This window comes from Bacillus cereus (assembly GCF_002577405.1).
GTDB lineage: Bacteria > Bacillota > Bacilli > Bacillales > Bacillaceae_G > Bacillus_A > Bacillus_A cereus_AU.
The window spans coordinates 379,245-400,192 of sequence record NZ_NULR01000001.1 but is presented as its reverse complement, the minus strand read 5'-3'; the positions used below and the strand labels follow the sequence as shown (position 1 = coordinate 400,192).

The window sequence follows — 20,948 nt, the reverse complement described above, 5'->3', positions numbered from 1 at the left end:
GGTGAGAAAATGGCAGGAAGAATTAAAGGGATTACGATTGAAATTGGAGGAGAAACCACAGGTCTTCAAAATGCTTTGAAAGATGTAAACAAAAGAAGTAATGATTTAACCAAAGAGCTTAAAGATGTTGAACGATTATTAAAATTTGATCCTGGTAATGTGGAAGCATTAGCCCAAAAACAACAGTTACTTACACAACAAATTGAAAATACAACACAAAAGCTAGATAAATTGAAAGCAGCGGAACAACAAGTACAAGCTCAATTTCAAAACGGTAAAATTTCTGAAGAACAATATCGTGCTTTTAGGCGAGAAATTGAATTTACAGAAGGATCGCTTAATGGTCTGAAAAATAAACTCGGAAACATGAAAGCTGAGCAAGACAATGTAGCAAGTTCAACAAGACAATTAGAAACATTGTTTAGCGCTACAGGAAAAAGCGTTGATGATTTTGCAGGGGCATTAGGAAATCGTCTTGTGAATGCAATTAAGAGCGGAACAGCTACAAGTCGGCAGTTAGAACAAGCAATTGGAATTATCGGACGAGAAGCATTAGGAACAGAAGCCGATATTGAAAAATTACAACGTGCGTTACGATCTGTGGATGCTGGTAATTCAATTCAACAAGTACAAAATGAATTAAGGGAATTACAACAAGAAGCTGGAAGAACCGAGAAAAAGTTTGAAGGATTAAAAATAGGGTTAGAAAATGTCATTGGCGGATTGGCAGCTGGTGGCGGAATTGCAAGTGCGGTCGAAAAAGCGATGGATATGTCAAAGCTACAGACCAAAATTGATATTGCTTTCGATGTTCCAGAGTCTTCTAAAAAATCAGTGGAAGAAGCAATACGAGGTGTAACCGCTTATGGATTAGATGCTGAAGAATCGCTTGCTGGTGTGAGAAGACAATGGGCTTTAAATAAAGATGTAAGTGATGAAGCGAATGCAGCAATAGTAAAAGGTGCAGCCGCTATTTCTCAATCTTATGAAGGTATAGATTTCACTGAATTAATTCAAGAAACAAATGAAATAGGAAATGAATTAGGGATTTCCCAAGAGGGGGCTCTTGGGATGGCTGATGCATTACTAAAAATGGGTTTCCCACCAGAACAACTAGATATTATCGCTGAATATGGTGGACAGTTAACAAGAGCAGGATATAGTGCTGAAGAAGTACAAGCGATTATGGAAGCTGGTGTTGATACAGGAACCTGGAATATTGATAATTTGCTAGACGGCTTAAAAGAAGGTCGTATCAAAGCGGCTGAGTTCGGTCAAGGTGTCGATAAGGCTATGAAAGAAGCTCTTGAAGGTACACAAATATCAGCGGAACAAGTTGAAAAATGGGGTCAAGCTGTAGCTAATGGTGGTAAAGAAGGTTCAGCGGCTATGACTGAAATTGCACAAGCTTTATCAGAAGTTGATGATGAAACAAAACGTAATGAATTAGGGGTTAAATTTTTCGGTACGATGTACGAAGATCAAGGGAAAAACATCATTAATACTTTGCTAGGTGCGAAAGATAAAACAGTTGATTTTGGAAAACAACAGGATGAATTGAATGATTCCATTAAGAAAATGGATGCAAATCCAGCAGTTAAGTTTCAAAAAGCAATGCAAGATTTACAAGTAGCTCTCAAACCTGTTCTTGGAGTTATAGCTGATGTTGTTGCTAAGATAGCTGATTGGATTTCTAATAATCCAAAACTAGCAGCTACTTTGGCAGCTATCGCAGTAGCAATTGGAGTTATTGCAGGAGCGTTTATGGCTTTAGCGCCAATCGTTGTCGTCATATCGAGTATAGGGGCTGCAATGATGGGATGGGTAGCGTTAATCGCTGTGGTTGTAGCCGCTGTAGTTGCCTTTGGCGTACTAATTTATCAAAATTGGGATTCTATAAAGCAATGGACCATTGATGCTTGGAATGCAATTGGAGAGTTCTTAGTAGGAATATGGGACGGGATTGTACAATGGGCAAGTGAAACGTGGAATAGTATTAGTGAATCTACATCGGAAGTTTGGAATTCAATTAAAGAATTCTTAATAGGGATATGGAATGGAATAGTTGAGTTTGTTGTAACCTGGGGAACCACTATTTTAGAAGCATACATTGGTGTTTGGACTTCTATTTTTAATTTCTGTATGGAAATTTGGAATGGAATTGTGGGATACCTTACTTCTGTCTTACAAGGAATAGCAACTTTCTTTACCGAAGTATGGACTTCAATTTCAACGTTCTTCCAAGAGACTTGGAATGGATTAGTTGCCTTTCTAACACCAATTTTACAAGGAATCGCAGATTTCTTTTCTATGATTTGGAATGGTATTTCCACAGTGATTCAAACTGTATGGAGTTTCATTACTCAATACTTACAAGCAATTTGGACGGCTATTTTGTACTTTGCTACACCAATATTTGAAAGTATCAAAAATTTCATTTCTGAATGTTGGAATACCATTAGTTCTACTACAAGTTTTGTATGGGAAACGATTAAAAATTTCTTAGTTTCCTGTTGGAATGGGCTTGTAGCATTTGTTATGACGATTTTCGAACAAATCAAGTCTTGGATCATCGCTGTGTGGGATACAATCAGTTCAGCAACAATGACTGTATGGAATGCAGTTAAAAATTTCTTACAATCATGCTGGAATGGGTTAGTTGCTTTTGTAACACCAATATTCATTTCAATAAAAGACTGGATTATAAATACATGGAACACGATTAGTTCTACAACAAGTGCAGTATGGAATGCAATTAAGAGCTTCCTTTCTAGCTTATGGAATTCAATTGTTTCCACAGCGATTTCGGTATTCAATAACATCAAACAAGCTATCTATACTGCTTGGAATATGATCAGTAGTACAAGTAGTAGTATCTGGAATGGTATTAAATCCACGCTTTCAAGCATTTGGGAAGGAATCAAATCAACCGCATCTTCTGTATGGAATGGATTGAAAGACGCTATTATGACTCCTGTTCGTTGGGTCACAAATGCAGTTAGCGGAGCATTTGATGGTATGAAATCAGCGGTATTAGGCGTTTGGGATGGTATTAAAAGTGGTATTCGTACAGCTATCAACGGAATCATTCGTATTATTAATAAGTTCATAGATGGCTTTAACACACCAGCAGAATTGTTGAATGAAATCCCAGGAGTTAGCGCTCCAACTATTCCACATGTACCAATGCTTGCAACAGGTGGACATGTACTTGGTGATGGACAATTTATTGCTGGTGAAAAAGGCCCAGAATTATTTATGAAACAAGGAAATAAAGTTTCAGTTACCCCGTTATCTTCAAGCGAGAAATCACTTGGTATTACTGGGGCTATGAACCAATTAATGGGTGATATGAGTCGTATGATGGCAAATTCTATGAGTCAGTTAGCGGGGTTAAAGACTGTTATGAGTGGTGTGTATGGAAACATATCAAACAGTAGACAAGCTATGACAAGCAGTGTATCAAATCAAGTATTTAATTACTCGTCTGGATCATCTGACGGTGGAGTACTTCCAATGCTTGGTGGTGATTTAGTTGTTGAAGTTCCTGTTGTTTTAGAGGGACGAGATGTGGCGCGTGGCACGTATCGATATACAACCGAGTATCAAGAAAGAGAAACAAAAAGAAACTCAGACTTTTAAGTTTGGGTTTCTTTCATTTTATAAAGAAATGAGGTGTCAAAATGAGTTCTTTTACATTTAACAATATACGTAAGGATTTTATTCAAATCGAAAAAGGATGGAAAAGACCAGCATGGGCGCCATTAAAACGGAAATTTCTAAGTGTTCCAGGTTATCCAGGAGCAAGATTATTAACCACAGAAACTGACATGCGAGTTTTACCTATTCCGATTGGAATTATTGTTCCTGATGGATCTGATTTAGAAACATTAAAAGAAGAAATAGCAGAGTGGTTAATTACAGAAAAAACCTGTTGAATTAGTCTTTGACGTAACACCTAATAGGACATATCTGGCTGTCATTGATGAAGATTTCGATCCTGATGATTTTGTTACTTTAGGAAAAGGTACTTTGAAATTTATTTGTCCAATGCCTTATAAATTAGGAAAAGTACAAACTCACACTTTCACTCAAAGTTGGTCTACCGAGATTACTTCTAATTTTACTAATAAAGGTAGCGTAGAAGCTCCAGCGTTAATTGAAATGATTGTAAAAAAACCAAGCACTTTTTTAGATGTATGGTTCGGTAAATATCCTTTAGAACGAAACTATTTCCGTATTGGTTATCCCTTAACTGTGGAAGAAACAACGGTACAAGAGCGCGAACGTGTGCTATGGGATGAAATGGTTTCACCTATAGGTTGGACTCCTGTTACGGGACAAGTTGAGGAAATGAAAGGTACTGGTACATTTAAATCAAGAGACGGATATGCACTTTATTGCGAAGATTACGGACAAGAAAAAGGTTTTCATGGTGCGATAGCAAAGAAAAGCATTCCAGGTGGACCATTACAAGATTTTGAAATGGAGACATGGGTGACTTTGAAGTCTAAAAGTATTGGTGAAATGGGACGTGTTGAAGTTCTACTATTGGATGAAGCAAGTAATATAGTAGCTCGTATAAATATAAATGATTTATATGCGGACGCTGAAATTACAAAGGCATATATGAGAGTAGGTAATAATGGGACACCTAATAGTATTCGGAAATTAGTAGATACCAGTGGAGGTTATACGACTACGTTTAATCAATTTCGAGGGCGTTTGCGTATTGCGAGAAGAGGGAAACAATGGTCTGTTTATGTTGCTAAATTTATTGATGGTACAGAGACAGATGGAGCTTCATTAGTTGAACGTTGGATTGATGAAACAGGAAATCCGATGACAGAGCGTAAAATTGCACAAGTTATGATTGCGATTTGCAAGTGGGATAATTACCAACCTATTACTGAAATACAAATTGACGATTTAAAGATTTGGGAGGTAAACAAAGTCCCTTCAAATACGAAGCCTTATATTTTTGATGCAGGAGACAAAGTGATTATTGATACTGAAAGAAGTCTTGTTACGATTAACGGAAAAGATGCTATCAATATCAAAGATATATTTAGTGAGTTTCCTAAGATCATACGTGGAGAGAATCGTATTGATATTATGCCACCAGATGTTACAGCGACAATCAGTTACAGGGAGAGATATAGATGAGAACGCCAAGTGGTGAATTGCATGTTGTTGATTTTAAAACAGAACAAATTGTAGCATCTATTCAGCAAACAGATTATTGGGATGATAAACGACATTGGGAAATCAAAAATAACATTGATACATTAGAGTTTCGTGTATTTGATAATACAAGGCATTCATTCACACTTATACAGCAAAATTTAGTATTAAAAGAAGTGCGTGATGGTCGTATCGTTCCTTATGTAATTACTGAAATTGAAAAGAATTCTGATGATAGATCAGTAATCGCTTATGCATCTGGTGAATGGATTCAACTTGCCAAAGCTGGAATTATTCCTCCGCAAAAACTAGAAGGTAAAACAGTAATTGAAATGGTTGATATCGCTCTTGCAGGTACGAAGTGGCAAAAAGGGAATTTAGAATATGCTAGTTTCCGTTCCATGACGATTGATGAATTTATTGATCCACTGTCTTTTCTTAAAAAAATAGCTTCCTTATTTGAATTAGAAATCCAATATCGCGCTGAAGTCATAGGCTCTCAAGTCGTTGGGCGTTATGTAGATATGATTAAAAAAAGAGGGCAAAACACTGGAAAAGAAGTAACGCTTGGTAAAGATTTAATGGGGATTAAGCGTATTGAGAACTCTCAAAACATTTGTACAGCCTTATTAGGTTTCGTAAAAAAAGAAGGCGGAGAGTTTGTTACTATTACAGAAATAAATAACGGTGTCCCTTATCTTGTGGACAGTGATGCTTTCCAAAGGTGGAGTGAGAAGGGACAGCATAAATTTGGATTCTATAGTCCAGAGACAGAAAACCAAGATATGAATCCAAAGCGTTTAATGACTCTTATGAATACAGAGTTAAAAAAACGTGTAAATGCGTCTGTCTTATATGAAGTTGAAGCGCAATCAATTGGTCGTGTGTTCGGTTTGGCTCATGAATTAATCAATGAGGGCGATACGATTCGAATTAAAGATACTGGATTTACACCTAAGCTTTATTTAGAAGCAAGAGCAATCGCTGGTGATGAATCATATAAAAATCCATTGCAAGATAAATATGTATTTGGAGATTATCATGAGATTGTTGATCCAAATGAGGAAATAAGAAAGATTTACAATCGTATTCTTAGTTCGCTTGGCAATAAACAAGAAATGATAGATAAGCTAGACAAATTAGTAAAAGAAGCTAACGAAAAAGCTAGTAATGCAAAGAAAGAGTCAGAAGCAGCAAAAACACTAGCTGAAAAAGTACAAGAGAATATTAAAAATAATACTGTTGAAATTATAGAATCCAAGAATCCACCGACAACAGGGCTTAAACCTTATAAAACGCTCTGGCGTGATATTAGTAATGGAAAGCCTGGTATTTTAAAAATATGGACAGGCACAGCTTGGGAATCGGTTGTACCCGATGTTGAATCCGTTAAAAAAGAAACACTTGAGAAGGTTAATAAAGATATCGAGTCCACAAAAACAGAGTTAAATCAAAAGGTTCAAGAAGCACAGAATCAAGTAACAGGACAATTTAACGAAGTACAGGAAGGTTTACAAGGTGTCAACCGTACAATTTCTAATATCCAAAATAAACAAGGTGAAATCGATAAGAAAGTAACTCAGTTTGAACAGGATTCTAATGGATTTAAAACTTCTATTGAATCGTTAACGAAAAAAGATACTGAAATTAGTAATAAATTAAACACGGTAGAATTAACTGTGGAAGGTACAAAAAAGACGATATCCGATATACAATCCGATACGACATCACTTAAACAGACAACGACTGAAATTAAAGAACAAGCAGGGAAAATCAGTGAAAAGTTAACAAGTGTAGAAACAAAGGTTAATAACGATAAAGCTGGAGGTCGTAACCTTTTATTAGATTCAAATGTTAAATATGAAAAAATAGACTATCTAATCAATCAATATTCTCTAACTGAAAATTTCTTTGTGGGTGAGGAATATACCTTTGTAATTAAGGGGAGTGTCCCACAAGGTCAGAAATTTGGGATTTGGCAGAATGGCGGTTCAAATAATGTTGGATATGCAACAAGTGTTTATGCTAATGGAATAACTTATGTAACCTTTAAAGCTGTCGCAACTACAAATGGGAATGAACGAAAGTTAAGTTTATATAACTATCCAAGTAATACTACAAAGGCAACTGTAGAATGGGTTGCTTTATATAAAGGGAATAAGCCACAGGATTGGACGCCAGCTCCAGAAAACCAAGTAACGAATGATGAATTCACTAAGAAAACAACCGAGATTGAAAGAAGTGTAGAGGGTGTTAAAACTACTGTAACTAAGGTACAAGATAGTCAAGTTGGATTTGAAAAACGCATGACTAGAGTAGAACAAACAGCAAGCGGATTGTCCTCCACAGTTAGTGATTTAAACAATGTAGTATCAGATCAAGGGAAGAAGCTTACTGAAGCAAATACAAAACTTGAACAACAGGCAACGGCAATCAATGCAAAAGTTGAGCTTAAACAAGTAGAGGATTATGTTGCTGGGTTTAAGATACCTGAGTTGAAGCAAACAGTTGATAAAAATAAACAAGATTTATTGGGCGAATTAGCTAATAAGCTTGCAACTGAGCAATTTAATCAAAAAATGACTCTAATCGATAACCGCTTTACTATCAATGAACAGGGGATCAATGCAGCAGCAAAAAAGACAGAAGTATATACGAAGACGCAAGCAAATGGACAATTTGCAAAAGATTCCTATGTAAGGGATATGGAGTCACGCCTTCAGCTAACAGAAAAGGGCGTTAGTATATCTGTAAAAGAAAATGATGTGATTGCAGCCATTAACATGAGTAAAGAAAGCATTAAGTTAAATGCTGCACGCATAGATTTAATTGGTAAAGTTAACGCTGAGTGGATTAAAGCTGGATTGCTAAGCGGTTGCCAAGTTCGAACATCAAATACTGATAACTACGTAAGCTTAGATGACCAATTTATACGTCTCTATGAAAAGGGGGTTGCTAGAGCATTTCTGGGACATTACAGGAGATCAGATGGTGCAGTACAACCAACTTTTATCTTAGGCTCAGACGAAAAGACTAACGCTCCAGCAGGCGCTTTATTTATGTCTCAAGCAGGTGCAGGATGGCCTCAAGCTTATGCGAACATTGGTATTAGCGATGGCATAGAGAATGGTGAAATCAAAAAATCTGTTTATTGGGAGTTGCAAAGAAACGGACTAAGTGTTCTAAACGCTAATGACCACCATGTTTTTTATTCAGGGAATGGGAATTGGTATTTCAGACGAGGAAGAACAGGATTTTATCAATCTACATTAGCAATCGAAGATAATAGCTCAGATGCAGATTTAAGATTACCTAATATTACATTGCGTAATGGCCGCGCGGCAGGATATCCAGGAATCCTCCAAGTTAAGTCGTCTGTTACTCAGAATGGATGGGGATCTGTTCAAGGTAATTTCATGAGCCCTTCATTACGGGAATATAAATCTAATATTCGTGATGTATCATTTTCTGCCTTAGAAAAAATCAGGAACGTGCGAGTGAGACAATTTAACTATAAGAATGCGGTAAACGAGCTTTACAAAATGAGAGAAGAGAAAGATCCTACTGATCCACCATTGACAACACAAGATATAAAAACATATTATGGGGCAATTATAGATGAATCTGATGAAGCTTTTATCGATGAAAGTGGTAAAGGAATTCACTTGTACTCATATGCTTCACTTACAGTCAAAGCTTTACAGGAACTTGAAGAAAATCAAAATGTGAAAATACAAGAAATAGAGAGAAAGCATAATGAAGAAATTGCATTAATGAACAACAAAATAGCAACATTAGAAGAGTTAGTTCAAAAATTAATAAATAAGAAACCAGAGCAGCCATAAGCTGTTTTTATTTTGCACAAAATACGGCTTTTATAACACAAGAGGGGCGAACATCGTCTCTCTTTTTATTTTGAAGGGAGCTGAACAAATGCAAGAAATCCAAGATTTAAAGCAAGAGATCCAACAAATTAAATCTGATCAAAAAGATATGCAGCATGATATTCGCAAATTAGAAACACGTACTACTGTAAACGAAAAAGACATTGTGAATATAAACAAGCAACTTGAAAAAATAAGCGCCAATACTACCTGGATTCTCCGCATCATTATTGGTGCAATCGCAACAGCACTTATCGGCTTACTATTGAAGGGGGGTGGTATGTAATGTTTGAAATCACTGTAATGATTGGAATTGTAGTTGGTCTTTCACAGATTGCGAAAACAATTGGATTACAAACAAAATACGTTCCGTTATTAAATTTAACGCTTGGCATTGTGCTAGGCGTTTTATTTTTGGGCGGAGATATCAAAACAAATGTATTTCAAGGAATCATCATTGGACTGTCAGCGAGTGGATTATTTGACCACAAAAAAATTATAAAAAAGGATGCTGATGCTAAATGAAAAAGACAATGAAACATGTTACCTTATTTCTTATGATTCTAGTACTTGCTGTTTCTTTTGCAACAAGTGCTTTTGCTGATAGAATGCTTATTATTCCTGATTTACCAAAACAACCATACCGTAATGGTGTAGGTGCTTATGAGGGCGTTGTAGCACATTCTACAGCAACTCCAGAAGCACCAGCTATCAATATTCAAAAATATGAGTCTCGTACATGGCGTTCAGCGTTTGTACATTATGCAGTAGATTGGGATGAAATAATTCAAATCGCTGATACAAAATACATTGCTTATGGCGCAGGACCAGGAGCAAACAAACGGTTTGTGCATGTAGAGTTATGCGAAACAGCAGACTATGATAAATTCAAACGTAGCTATGATAAATACGTGAAATTACTAGCTGAAATCCTAAGTGACCGCGGTTTATCTGTAGAAAAGGGATTATGGACTCACTACGATGTTACGAAATATCTTGGTGGTACAGATCATGAAGACCCGCTTGATTATCTGCGCAGTCATGGTGTTTCTGAAGCTCAATTCCGTGCTGATGTACAGCGTGCATACAATAATTCTAGTGTAGAAGTTTCTGTTCCAGAAAAACCATCTAAACCAGCAGAAGTTCCAACAGCTGTAACAGATGGTGTGGCGTACATTGAAGGCTACAACGTTAATTTACGTAAAGGACCAGGTACAAGCTATTCTAAAGTTCGTCAATTGAATAAACCAGAATCATATATTGTGTGGGGAGAAAAAGACGGTTGGTTAAACCTTGGTGGGGAACAATGGATTAAAAATGATTATTCTTATGTGAAATTCAATAAGAAAAGCACAGTGGATTTATCTATTGTAGGAAAACGCGTTGTGTCCAAGGTGGACAAGCTACGATTCTATGATTCTCCATCTTGGCAGGATATAGACGTTGTTGGTTCTGTAGATGCAGGATTAGGCTTTACTATTGAAACGAAAGTAAGTGTGAATGGTTCGCCGCAATATAAAGTACACAACAGCAAAGGAAAAACATACTATGTAACAGCAAATGAAGCTTATGTATATGTAAAGTAATATGAAAAGCCGATCCTTATTAAAGGATCGGCTTATACATTTTTTCATTTCATTATACTCCATATTCCATTTCTTCTAAGAATTCTCCACCACTCTTGATACATTGCATTATTCTGCTACATGCACAATAAAAGTAATGTTCACTTGTTGCAGTTGATTTTACCGGAACTGGATCTATTTCATGAAACATTTGATCTTTTTTATGAAAATACATTTTTCCAACTTTATCTGGATATTCTGAGGGATAAAATTGATATACAACTATTTCCTCGTCTTCAAATTCTTTATTCATTGTAATATGAATTGCCATAATTTATCTCCTTTATTGTTTTATTCTCTATCAATTTCAGGTATTTCCCAAGGGCGACCTGATTTTACGGTAGCATTATGTGCTGTTTTGTAATCTGTTTTAAAAATACCTTCAAATCTTGATTCGAAAATTTCATGACGAAGTAAATCCATGTCTTCTTTTAAGAAATTACCGCTTTCAAGGCGCTTCCATCCTTGAGCTATTGGATAATCGGGATTAAATCTTCCGTAACGTGTAACTAAATGATGTTCTTTGAGAAATACGTGCTCTTTAGCTCTTCTTATTACAGCTAATAATGCATTGCTATCTATGAAGTAATAAAAAGACCGCTCTCAATAGAGGTGGTCTTTTGTGTTTTCGTATTTTAAACTGTTGTTATTCCCCACATACTAAATTCGTAATGATATTCTGTAGTTTCAATGCATACTCCGAATTCTAAATCATCACCAACTAATACAAAATCTGCATACCCAGTTAGAAATCTTGATACGGCTGATAAATCTTCTAAATTATTAAATACTTCAGTGATGTTCAGCTTAACTGCTTCAATTCTACCCCCTCTAGAGAAAAATAGTCTTCCTTCATTAACTGGAAATTTAATAGTTTTAACTGTTTCTTTCAATAGTTTTATTGATAGCTTGATATTTTCTTTATAATTTGTGTCACCCAAAATTTTTATGTCTGAATTTTTTTCTAGCTTACTATATAATTCTTTACAAAATAAATCATTAGATTCTGCATCCATAAATGACTCCATAGAAATTGCGACAATATTAGAAAGTTCGTTTATAAGTTCTTTTCTATCAGCGTTTCTTTTAACTTTTCTCTTAAGAATTTCCATTCGATTTTTATCCACATTACTCAAAACTTTTCACACCTTTAGTTTTTATTTTTTACCTTGTTTCTTGTAACCCTCAATATCTTCAGGATAATGTCCAGGATGCTGTCTATATGTTCCTTTATCAAATGGGCTTCCTTTTTCGTCATCAGCAGTGTGGAAATGAGGCCCCCTGCCCATTTTATCTTCTCTGTGTTCAATAATATACACTTTTTCACCTTTAAAATTAGCGTACTCCTCTACCCATCTATGTTCAGTAGTCCCATCAAATACTTGAACTGGATTTTTGCGCGGAGTAGAGTTAGGAATTCCAGCGGCTCGTTTTGCTTTCCGATATGCCCCATTACTAGTTAATAATTTATCTTGTCTCTCAAGATGTGCCCTATAATTTTCGGTGGCTTTAGCAGCTTTTTTAGCAGCCTGGGCTGCATCTGCAGTCATTTTAACACCTTTCACCATTTTAGCAAGTTTTCCAACTGGTGTAACACCCAGAACCATCATTCCGCCAGCTGATACTCGATCCAACCATGAAAGTTTATCGCCTGTTGATGGATCTATACCTTCCCAAGCACGCCTTATATCATATTCCCCGGTCATTTCCCCAGCTACATCACGTGCCAATTTTTTTCCGTCAAATCCTTCTCCCTCGGATGAAAGAGGTCCACACATTGCCTCTTCTTCTATAGATACATCTTGACTATCGGCTTGACGGAACTTCTCAGCAATCCTCTTTAAATCTTCTTCAACATTTGTGATTGCATTGATAGAGGTAAATGCTTTTGGTCTTGCATCATTGAACATTTGGACGAAATGTTGATTAGAAGCACCTATCCATTGATAACATAAATAATCAATTTGATTACATAAATCTTTATGTATCGATTCTATCGCATATTTCGTATCGCTTGCCCGTTTTGCGACTTCTTCTAGCATTTCAGGTGTTACTTTGATTTGAACCATTTTCTTCCTCCCTTTCCCAATTAAAATTATGGGACAATAAGAAAAAAATGTAAATATATAAATTGGAGATAAATGTATCCTATGTATATGTGAAATAACAAAAGAAACCGGCTCTTAATTGAGTGGGCTTTTTTACTATGTATTAAACTTTAGCATTCATAAGTAACTGCTTTTCTTTTGTACTACAACCTACACCTACACTCGTTACTAATAACATTGGAATTGCTAAAGCTAATAATTTACGTTAAATGAATTGTTATTAAAATAAAAATTGGTCTAATACAGTTTAATTAAAAGGCTATTATTTGCTCACATTTTGCTCACAAATAATATAAAAACACGTGAAAAAATGTGAAATACCCTTTTGAAATAGAATATAATATAACGAATAAAAAGTGTCGCAAATGCTTGTATAACAGGCATTTGTGACACTTTTATAGTTTTATTTAACACAAAATGAACAAACTTAAAACTGCTCATTCTTCTCCCAAGATTCTACAATATAATGCGCAATCGTAGGATTAAATCCTTTACCAACTAAAAACATAATCGCAGCAACTTCTGTTAACGCATGTTTGTGTGATGTATGTTTCGCTTCATTTAAACCGTAATCTACCCAAGGTTTTACGAAATCTAATACAGGTTTCTTTAAAGGTAAAAACTGTGTACCGACAACTTGTTGGATTTGTTGTTGCGTTGGTTCTGTAATTGGTCCAGGAGGTAAGATTTGTGGCTGTGTAATATCGAGTGTCGGTCCAGGAGGTAAGATTTGTGGTTGTGTAATATCAAGTGTCGGTCCTGGTGGTAAAATTTGTGGTTGCGTCGGATCAATTGTTGGTGGTGCAGGTGGTGAGACACGTGCGTCGTAGCTTGGTTGATACATTTGTTGTTGTGGCTGAGTTGCATATGGATTTTGTTGAAATTGTTGTTCTTGAGTTTGCGGTGCTGCATATGGATTTTGTTGAAATTGTTGTTCTTGAGTTTGCGGTGCTGTATATGGATTTTGCTGAAATTGTTGTTCTTGAGTTTGTGGTGTTACATATGGATTTTGCTGAAATTGTTGTTCTTGATATTGCGGTGCTACGTATGGATTTTGAGGATATTCATAATTTGGACGTGTGTCATATGGATTTTGTTGATAGTCAGTTTCTTGAGTTTGCGCTGTTGCATATGGATTTTGTTCATATTGTTGTTCTTGCTGTTGTAACTCTTGTTCTTCATATTGCTCAGTGTATCTTTGTTCCTGATGTTGAGGGTAAAAAGGTTGTTGTGGGTAAGGCGGTTGATTATTATAGAACATGTTTATTCCTCCTTCATAATGATGCCTACCACCCAGTGTATGGGCGGACAAGAAAATATGTGATGAAAAAATGCGGGCGTGTTACAATAAGTAACTGGGTGAAGATAAAATGATAAAACAAGAAAAAATAAAAAAAACAATAACTTTCGTAAAGCACATTTTAGAAAAAGATGCGAGTGGGCATGATTGGTATCATATTGAACGCGTACATAAATTGGCGATTTCTTTATCCGAGCAAGAAGGAGGAAATCGTTTTATAATTGAAATGGCAGCATTACTTCACGATGTGGCAGATGAGAAGCTAAATGAGAGTGAAGAAGCAGGAATGAAAAAAGTTTCTGATTGGTTAGCAGAGTTACATGTTGAACAAGAGGAAAGTAAACATATTCTCCACATTATTGCGAATATGTCCTTTAAGGGTGGCCATGGTGGTAAAGTAGAATCAATGGAAGGGAAGATTGTTCAAGATGCCGATCGTTTAGACGCTCTGGGTGCAATTGGCATAGCCCGCACATTTGCGTACGGGGGAGCGAAAGGAAGATTAATGTATGATCCAACTATTCCGCCTCGTGAAGTGATGACGAAAGATGAATACCGAAAAAATAACGATCCATCTTTAAACCATTTTTATGAAAAACTTTTGAAGCTAAAAGACTTAATGAATACGGACGCGGCAAAACAAGAGGCTGAAGTTCGACATCGTTATATGGAACAGTTTATAGAACAATTTATGAAAGAGTGGAATGCACAAATATGAAAATGTTAACTGTAGAAAACTTATCAAAATCATATGGAGATAAACCGTTATTTGATGGACTATCATGTAGTATTACGGAGGGACAACGTGCTGGGATTATCGGTGTAAACGGTACTGGTAAATCGACGTTGTTAAAAATTATTGCAGGGGTAGAAATTCCTGATACAGGTGATATGACTCATTCACGTGGGTATACAATTAGTTATTTATCACAGCAACCAGAGTTTGATGAAAAACTAACTGTATTAGAGCAAGTGTTCCATGGTGATACTCCTTTAATTCGTCTTCTTCGTGATTATGAAAAGGCACTATTAAATCTCGAAAAAGATCCAAGTAATGAAAAAGTACAGGAACAATTATTTGCAGTGCAGCAACGTATGGATGCGATGAGTGCATGGGAAGCGAATGCAAATGCGAAATCTCTTTTAACAAAATTAGGAATTACTGATTTCACAGCAACTGTTGGAAATTTATCTGGTGGACAGAAAAAACGTATCGCAATGGCGCAATGTTTTATTGAAACACCTGATTTATTAATTTTAGACGAGCCTACGAACCATCTTGATCATGAGACAGTTGAATGGTTAGAAGAATATTTAGCAAGATATACAGGTGCAGTATTACTTGTAACCCATGATCGTTATTTCTTAGATCGTGTGACAAATCGTATCTTTGAATTAGATAACGGTAAACTATATAGCTACGAAGGAAACTATAGTACATTTTTAGAAGCGAAAGCACTTCGTGAAGAGCAAGAATCGGCACAAGAATCAAAACGCCAAAATTTATATCGTCGTGAACTTGCTTGGATTCGCCGTGGTGCAAAAGCACGTTCTACGAAACAAAAGGCACGTATTCAGCGTTTTGAAGAGCTAAAGGGACAAGAGGGACCAGCTGCAAAACAGTCAGTTGATATTGCATTAAGTGGAAGTCGTCTTGGAAAGAAAGTACTTGAGTTAAAAGATGTAACGAAAAAATTTGGCGAAAAGACAGTTTTACATAATTTTAACCATATTGTGAAACCAGGCGATCGTATCGGGATTATTGGAGCGAATGGAAGCGGGAAATCATCTCTATTAAATATGCTCGCGGGCAAACTATCTCCTGATAGTGGTGAAATTGAAGTTGGACAAACTGTAAAAGTTGCTTATTATACGCAAGAAAATGAAGAGATGAATTTAAATCAGCGTATGATTGAATATATTAAAGAAATTGCAGAAGTCATTCATACGACAGACGGAAAAGTAATTGGTGCGTCTCAAATGTTAGAACGTTTCTTATTCCCGACGCATTCACATGGTACACCGCTTGGTAAACTATCTGGTGGTGAAAGAAGACGTCTATACTTATTACGTATATTAATGGGAGAACCGAACGTACTATTACTTGATGAGCCTACGAATGATCTAGATACACAAACATTAACAGTGTTAGAAGATTATTTAGAAGATTTTCCAGGTGTCGTTTTAACTGTATCACATGACCGTTACTTCTTAGATAAAGTAGTAGATGAATTGTTCATCTTTACTGGCGGAGGCGAAGTGCGTGAATTCCTAGGTAGTTATACAGATTATTTAGAAATGGAAAAAACGAAAGAACTCATTGAGAAAGCAGAAGTTCAAAAAGAGAAAAAAGTAGTAGAAGCTCCGAAACAACAACGTAAACGTAAACTTTCATATAACGAGCAGCGCGAATGGGAAACAATTGAAGATACAATTGCACAATTAGAAGAGAAAATTGAGTCAATTGGAGAAGAACTTGCGAAGGTTGGATCTGACTTTACAAAGGCACAAGAATTATCTGAAGCGCAGCAGAATACAGAAGAAGAGTTAGAAAAAACGATGGAACGATGGAGCGAACTATCAGACATCGTTGAAGGCTTAAAATAAAAACAAGCCGCATATATTGAAAAGTAAAGAGAAAAACTTTACACTATTGGTAGAACCTATTTTAGGAGGGAAAAAATGAGAACATCTAATCCAATGTTGAAAAAAGAGGCGTTCCGTAAAGAGGGAGCAAATACTTCTGCGATGACTATTGGCGGAACAGTAGGCAAAACGTTCATTATGCTTATCTTACTACTTGCAACGTCTGTCTATTCATACATACAGATGGTAGAGGGTACGATGAAAATGCCAGTATTAATTGGTGCATTAGTAATCGCGGCGATTATTGCATTTGCATCTATCTTCTTCCCGCGAATGGCACCAATCGGGGCGCCAATCTATGCAGCGGTAGAAGGGGTTGTACTAGGAAGTATTTCAGCGATTTATACAATGAAATTTGGCGATGCTATCGTTTTAAACGCTGTATTACTAACAATCTCAATTTTATTTGCAATGTTAGTTTTATATGCGACGCGCGTTGTAAAGGTAACTGATAAATTCCGTACGGGTGTAATGGCTGCAACAATGGGGATTCTGGTTATGTATTTGATCGTATTCTTATTAAATATGTTCGGTGTAACTGTACCATATATTCACCAAGGTGGAACTATTGGTATTATCATTAGTGCGGTTGTTATTGTAGTTGCTTCATTAAACTTATTACTAGATTTCGATTTAATCGAAAGTGGTGCGCGTAGCCAAGCTCCAAAATATATGGAGTGGTACAGTGCAATGGGTCTCATGATGACTCTAGTATGGTTATACTTAGAAATTCTTCGTTTCGTTTCTTACTTTACGAAAAATGACTAGTAAAAAATCCTGCATGAAAAATGCAGGATTTTTTTATTTTCAAAGATAAATTGAAAATATGGTGTAACATCGACTCGAATTGAAGGGGGATGTAATATGATGAAGAGAAAAAGGATTATGAAAAAACTATTTTCTAAAAGTTTTTCATAGAACTAGATGATGCTTTAACGTATCCATCATCAGAAGTTATTTGTTCAGCTATCGAAGGATATGCGGTTGAATGTGATGAACAACTAAAATTTGAGAGTAAAATTAAACCGCTTACTTTTCATTTGGAAAATGTAATGTATTGTGCTGAAATAAAGATGGCTCGCGCGGGATATTACATCTTTTGCAGTGAAGTATAATATTTTTGAAACCGTGCATGTTTAAAATATGTACGGTTTCTTTTTCATGTTTGTAAGATATAAAACAATACTTTGTACTTACAAACATATCATTCTGCACTTTTTACCCTTCATTCATTTTTCTTTACAATGAAGAAAAATATGTGAGGTGGTATAACTTATGATGAATCGAGTTGTATTAATCGGTAGATTGACAAAGGAACCAGAATTATACTACACAAAACAAGGAGTCGCTTATGCACGAGTATGTGTTGCGGTGAATAGAGGTTTTCGAAATAGTTTAGGTGAGCAACAAGTAGATTTTATTAATTGTGTCGTTTGGCGAAGATCGGCTGAAAATGTAACAGAATATTGTACGAAGGGCTCACTTGTAGGAATTACTGGGCGTATTCATACGAGTAATTACGATGATGAACAAGGAAAGAGAATATATAGAACGGAAGTTGTGATTGAGAGTATTACATTTTTAGAGAGAAGGCGAGAGGGGGCATCGCAATAAAATGAGGCTTTAAATAATAGGTTCGATAGAATTCTATGAAAGTATTTTGATAAAACTTAAAGGAATGGATAAAAAATATAGATTTATTTTTTATCCATTTTTATTAGTTGTTGTTGTTTTGTAATGTTTCCAAGCTTGAAAGTTGCGGAAAACCTGCACGACTCCACAACCATAATGGTGTATGGACATCGATAGGGGAGATGTTACTATTAGTCAATACAGTCTCCCATATTTTAGCTACAGTTTGTCGGTCTGTAGTACTTCCATGTTTTTATATTTTTAAAAAGTTCTTCTTTTTTCATGGAATATCCTCCAAAGCTTCTTCTACTTATAAAGTTTTCTATAAACTAAATTGCCAATTAAATAGTTGACTTTTTTTATGTACGACAACGAAAACAAATAACCTCCTTAAAAAGAAAAGATAGTCGTAAAATAAAGCATCCGAGTAGGAGTATAGAGGTGGAACATGTTACAATACACCTAAGAACACGCAATAAAGGAGAGTTTTTCACGTGAAGATTAAAGCAATTGAACCGACGCCAAGTCCAAATACAATGAAAGTTATTTTGAATGAAGTATTACCATCAGGAGCGCGTAATAATTATACAAATGAAAATAAAGAACAAGCACCGATGCAAGTGCAAGAAATTTTGAAAATTGAAGGCATTAAAGGTGTGTATCATGTTGCAGACTTTTTAGCAGTAGAGCGAAATGCGAAGTATGATTGGAAAGTTTTATTGCAACAAGTTCGTGCCGTTTTCGGTGAAGAAATAGTGGAAGAAAGCGAAGAACAACAACTTTCACATTTTGGAGAAGTGAAAGTGTTTGTTCAAATGTTCTTTACTATCCCGATGCAAGTGAAGTTAACAGATGGAACGACAGAAGAGCGTGTTGGCTTACCTGATCGTTTTAAAGAATCAATTATGAAAGTACAAATGTCTGCACCTAACGTTGTGAAAGAGCGTAAATGGGTAGAACAAAGTACACGTTACGGTAATTTTGAAGAAATCGGAAAAGAAGTAGTAGAAGAAATTGTTGCTGCTTATTCAGAAGAACGTGTAAATGAAACGGTAAAAGAATTATTAAATCAAGCAGGTGCAGTTGAAGTAACGATTCAAAAGCGTGAGCCATATAAAGTAACAGAAGTGATGATGAAAGATTCTGACTGGAAAAACCGTTTTGCAGCATTAGAGCAAATGGATCCTACTGAAGAAGATATGCCAGTATTGAAAATGGCGCTAGATGATGAGAAAGTATCGATCCGCCGCTTAGCAACAGCTTATCTAGGTATGGTAAAAGGTGAAGAAGCATTACCATTATTATATAAAGCGTTGTTAGACCGTTCTGTGAGTGTTCGCCGTACAGCAGGCGATTGTTTATCAGACGTAGGCGATCCGGCAGCGATGTTCGTTATGATTAAATCTCTGAAAGATTCAAGTAAATTAGTACGCTGGCGTGCAGCAATGTTCTTATTTGAACTAGGTGATGAAAGTGCAATTCCAGCACTAAAAGCAGCGCAAGATGATCCAGAGTTTGAAGTGGCGATGCAAGCGCGTTTAGCTTTAGAACGTATTGAAGGCGGCGAAGAAGCGAAAGGTTCAGTATGGAAACAAATGACGGAGTCTCGTAAAGGGGAATAATGTATGATTGTTTTCTATGATAGTTGGTGCCCGATGTGTACGGCGGTTGCAGAACGTACGAAAAAATTAGATAAAAAGGGTAAGATGAAATTCGTTTCATTTCGAGATGAAGATGTAGTCTCAAAGTATGAACTTTCTCAAGAACTACAAAGTAAGATGGAACAAAGATTGTATATTTTAAAAAATAATAAATGGTATGACGGAATCCATAGCATACATGTATTAGCAAAAGCCGTCCCATCTTATTGGTTTGCAGTGCCTTTTATAAAACTATCTATCGTACTTGGATTTGGAAGTAAAGTATACGATTATATCGCTAACAATAGAAAACTTGTCCCAGTTGGACATTGCCGTGAAGGGGTTTGTGAAATCCCTTCAAAAAAATGAAATCATCGCTATCTTTCTTTTGCACCTATTAATAGAGCGTGATATGATGAATTTGGAATGAAAGTTGAAGGAGAGATTACACGATGTCAAATGCTTATGAAGAATACATGCGCCAAATGGTAATTCCAATGCGCCAAGAATTAGTGCGTTCTGGATTTGAAGAATTAACTACAGAAGAAGCTGTTACAGAATTTATGGAGAATGCATCAGGTACAACTTTAGTAGTTGTAAACTCAGTTTGTGGTTGTGCAGCTGGTTTAGCACGTCCATCAGCAGGTCAAGCAGTTGTTCGTGCTGAAAAACAACCGGATCATCTTGTAACTGTATTTGCAGGACAAGATAAAGATGCTACTGCAAAAATGCGTGAATACTTCGGAGAAATTCCTCCATCTTCACCATCTATGGCATTACTAAAAGGTAAAGAAGTTGTTCACTTCATTCACCGTCATGAAATTGAAGGTGCAACTATGGACGAAATTATTACGAACTTAGAACAAGCTTTCGAAAAGAATTGCTAAAGAAGGGGGAGAGTAAATCTCCCTCTTTTCTTTATATAGAGG

General features: G+C 36.1%; 16 protein-coding genes and 2 pseudogenes. 14 read left to right on the top strand and 4 right to left on the bottom strand.

The genetic code is table 11. From position 1 onward, the window contains the following. The first annotated feature begins 9 nt into the window (after window positions 1-9). The 6 genes and pseudogenes from COC96_RS02050 (at window position 10) to COC96_RS02025 (ending at window position 10,654) form a co-directional block, all read left to right on the top strand. Window positions 10-3,642: a phage tail protein gene (locus tag COC96_RS02050; RefSeq protein ID WP_098768179.1), complete on the top strand. Its 3,633-nt coding sequence runs from the start codon at window positions 10-12 to the stop codon at window positions 3,640-3,642. 41 nt (window positions 3,643-3,683) lie between these two features. Next, window positions 3,684-5,166 (top strand): annotated as a pseudogene (locus COC96_RS02045) (distal tail protein Dit). Then, window positions 5,163-9,029 carry a phage tail spike protein gene (locus tag COC96_RS02040; protein WP_098768178.1) on the top strand — a complete coding sequence of 1,289 codons (3,867 nt, stop codon included), beginning with the start codon at window positions 5,163-5,165 and terminating at the stop codon, window positions 9,027-9,029. Before COC96_RS02045 ends, COC96_RS02040 begins: the two are co-directional and overlap by 4 nt. 88 nt (window positions 9,030-9,117) lie before the next feature. Next, a complete protein-coding gene (locus COC96_RS02035) occupies window positions 9,118-9,354 on the top strand; it encodes a hemolysin XhlA family protein (protein WP_098768177.1) in 237 nt (78 codons plus the stop codon). Continuing rightward, window positions 9,354-9,593, top strand: coding sequence for a holin (locus COC96_RS02030; protein ID WP_098768176.1), 240 nt, complete (start codon window positions 9,354-9,356; stop codon window positions 9,591-9,593). Before COC96_RS02035 ends, COC96_RS02030 begins: the two co-directional genes overlap by 1 nt. Beyond that, a complete protein-coding gene (locus COC96_RS02025; RefSeq protein ID WP_098768175.1) occupies window positions 9,590-10,654 on the top strand; it encodes an N-acetylmuramoyl-L-alanine amidase in 1,065 nt (354 codons plus the stop codon). The genes COC96_RS02030 and COC96_RS02025 overlap by 4 nt, the downstream gene beginning before the upstream one ends. A 52-nt stretch (window positions 10,655-10,706) precedes the next feature. Here the strand turns inward: COC96_RS02025 and COC96_RS02020 are convergent, their stop codons facing one another. The 4 genes from COC96_RS02020 to COC96_RS01995 all read right to left on the bottom strand — a co-directional run bounded on the left by COC96_RS02020 (window position 10,707) and on the right by COC96_RS01995 (window position 14,062). Beyond that, window positions 10,707-10,964, bottom strand: coding sequence for a hypothetical protein (locus COC96_RS02020; protein WP_098768174.1), 258 nt, complete (start codon window positions 10,962-10,964; stop codon window positions 10,707-10,709). Window positions 10,965-11,328: 364 nt separating this feature from the next. After that, window positions 11,329-11,829 carry a YxiF family protein gene (locus COC96_RS02010; protein WP_141535870.1) on the bottom strand — a complete coding sequence of 167 codons (501 nt, stop codon included), beginning with the start codon at window positions 11,827-11,829 and terminating at the stop codon, window positions 11,329-11,331. A 21-nt stretch (window positions 11,830-11,850) separates the two neighbouring features. Continuing rightward, window positions 11,851-12,762, bottom strand: a complete 912-nt coding sequence (locus COC96_RS02005) for a WXG100 family type VII secretion target (protein ID WP_098266629.1) — start codon at window positions 12,760-12,762, stop codon at window positions 11,851-11,853. 466 nt (window positions 12,763-13,228) lie between these two features. Beyond that, on the bottom strand, window positions 13,229-14,062 hold the full coding sequence (locus COC96_RS01995; protein WP_098768173.1) for a hypothetical protein: 834 nt from the start codon (window positions 14,060-14,062) through the stop codon (window positions 13,229-13,231). Window positions 14,063-14,171: 109 nt separating this feature from the next. On the opposite strand from COC96_RS01995, the gene COC96_RS01990 reads away from it, so the two are divergent. The 8 genes and pseudogenes from COC96_RS01990 (at window position 14,172) to COC96_RS01955 (ending at window position 20,906) form a co-directional block, all read left to right on the top strand. Then, window positions 14,172-14,819 (top strand): HD domain-containing protein, encoded by a 648-nt coding sequence (locus COC96_RS01990; RefSeq protein ID WP_097903202.1) that lies wholly within the window; start codon window positions 14,172-14,174, stop codon window positions 14,817-14,819. Then, window positions 14,816-16,708 (top strand): ABC-F family ATP-binding cassette domain-containing protein, encoded by a 1,893-nt coding sequence (locus COC96_RS01985; protein ID WP_098266631.1) that lies wholly within the window; start codon window positions 14,816-14,818, stop codon window positions 16,706-16,708. Before COC96_RS01990 ends, COC96_RS01985 begins: the two co-directional genes overlap by 4 nt. Before the next feature lie 75 nt (window positions 16,709-16,783). Further along, window positions 16,784-17,515, top strand: coding sequence for a Bax inhibitor-1/YccA family protein (locus COC96_RS01980; RefSeq protein ID WP_098266632.1), 732 nt, complete (start codon window positions 16,784-16,786; stop codon window positions 17,513-17,515). Window positions 17,516-17,611: 96 nt separating this feature from the next. Next, window positions 17,612-17,862, top strand: a pseudogene (locus COC96_RS01975) (DUF4318 domain-containing protein). A gap of 160 nt (window positions 17,863-18,022) precedes the next feature. After that, window positions 18,023-18,361: a single-stranded DNA-binding protein gene (locus tag COC96_RS01970; protein ID WP_098266633.1), complete on the top strand. Its 339-nt coding sequence runs from the start codon at window positions 18,023-18,025 to the stop codon at window positions 18,359-18,361. Between the two features lie 512 nt (window positions 18,362-18,873). Beyond that, the gene (locus COC96_RS01965) at window positions 18,874-20,001 is read left to right on the top strand and encodes a conserved virulence factor C family protein (protein ID WP_098768172.1); all 1,128 of its coding nucleotides are present in this window, start codon (window positions 18,874-18,876) and stop codon (window positions 19,999-20,001) included. Between the two features lie 3 nt (window positions 20,002-20,004). Further along, the gene (locus tag COC96_RS01960; protein WP_098266635.1) at window positions 20,005-20,388 is read left to right on the top strand and encodes a thiol-disulfide oxidoreductase DCC family protein; all 384 of its coding nucleotides are present in this window, start codon (window positions 20,005-20,007) and stop codon (window positions 20,386-20,388) included. Between the two features lie 83 nt (window positions 20,389-20,471). After that, a complete protein-coding gene (locus COC96_RS01955) occupies window positions 20,472-20,906 on the top strand; it encodes a BrxA/BrxB family bacilliredoxin (RefSeq protein WP_000063703.1) in 435 nt (144 codons plus the stop codon). Window positions 20,907-20,948 lie beyond the last annotated feature (42 nt).

Excerpts from the sequence above, each read along its gene's own strand:
- COC96_RS02035 (WP_098768177.1), top strand. The coding sequence starts at position 9,118 with ATGCAAGAAATCCAAGATTTAAAGCAAGAGATCCAACAAATTAAATCT.
- COC96_RS02030 (WP_098768176.1), top strand. The coding sequence starts at position 9,354 with ATGTTTGAAATCACTGTAATGATTGGAATTGTAGTTGGTCTTTCACAG.
- COC96_RS02050 (WP_098768179.1), top strand. The coding sequence starts at position 10 with ATGGCAGGAAGAATTAAAGGGATTACGATTGAAATTGGAGGAGAAACC.
- COC96_RS01970 (WP_098266633.1), top strand. The coding sequence starts at position 18,023 with ATGATGAATCGAGTTGTATTAATCGGTAGATTGACAAAGGAACCAGAA.
- COC96_RS01995 (WP_098768173.1), bottom strand. The coding sequence starts at position 14,062 with ATGTTCTATAATAATCAACCGCCTTACCCACAACAACCTTTTTACCCT.
- COC96_RS02040 (WP_098768178.1), top strand. The coding sequence starts at position 5,163 with ATGAGAACGCCAAGTGGTGAATTGCATGTTGTTGATTTTAAAACAGAA.
- COC96_RS01960 (WP_098266635.1), top strand. The coding sequence starts at position 20,005 with ATGATTGTTTTCTATGATAGTTGGTGCCCGATGTGTACGGCGGTTGCA.
- COC96_RS01985 (WP_098266631.1), top strand. The coding sequence starts at position 14,816 with ATGAAAATGTTAACTGTAGAAAACTTATCAAAATCATATGGAGATAAA.
- COC96_RS02025 (WP_098768175.1), top strand. The coding sequence starts at position 9,590 with ATGAAAAAGACAATGAAACATGTTACCTTATTTCTTATGATTCTAGTA.
- COC96_RS02020 (WP_098768174.1), bottom strand. The coding sequence starts at position 10,964 with ATGGCAATTCATATTACAATGAATAAAGAATTTGAAGACGAGGAAATA.
- COC96_RS01955 (WP_000063703.1), top strand. The coding sequence starts at position 20,472 with ATGTCAAATGCTTATGAAGAATACATGCGCCAAATGGTAATTCCAATG.
- COC96_RS01980 (WP_098266632.1), top strand. The coding sequence starts at position 16,784 with ATGAGAACATCTAATCCAATGTTGAAAAAAGAGGCGTTCCGTAAAGAG.
- COC96_RS02005 (WP_098266629.1), bottom strand. The coding sequence starts at position 12,762 with ATGGTTCAAATCAAAGTAACACCTGAAATGCTAGAAGAAGTCGCAAAA.
- COC96_RS01990 (WP_097903202.1), top strand. The coding sequence starts at position 14,172 with ATGATAAAACAAGAAAAAATAAAAAAAACAATAACTTTCGTAAAGCAC.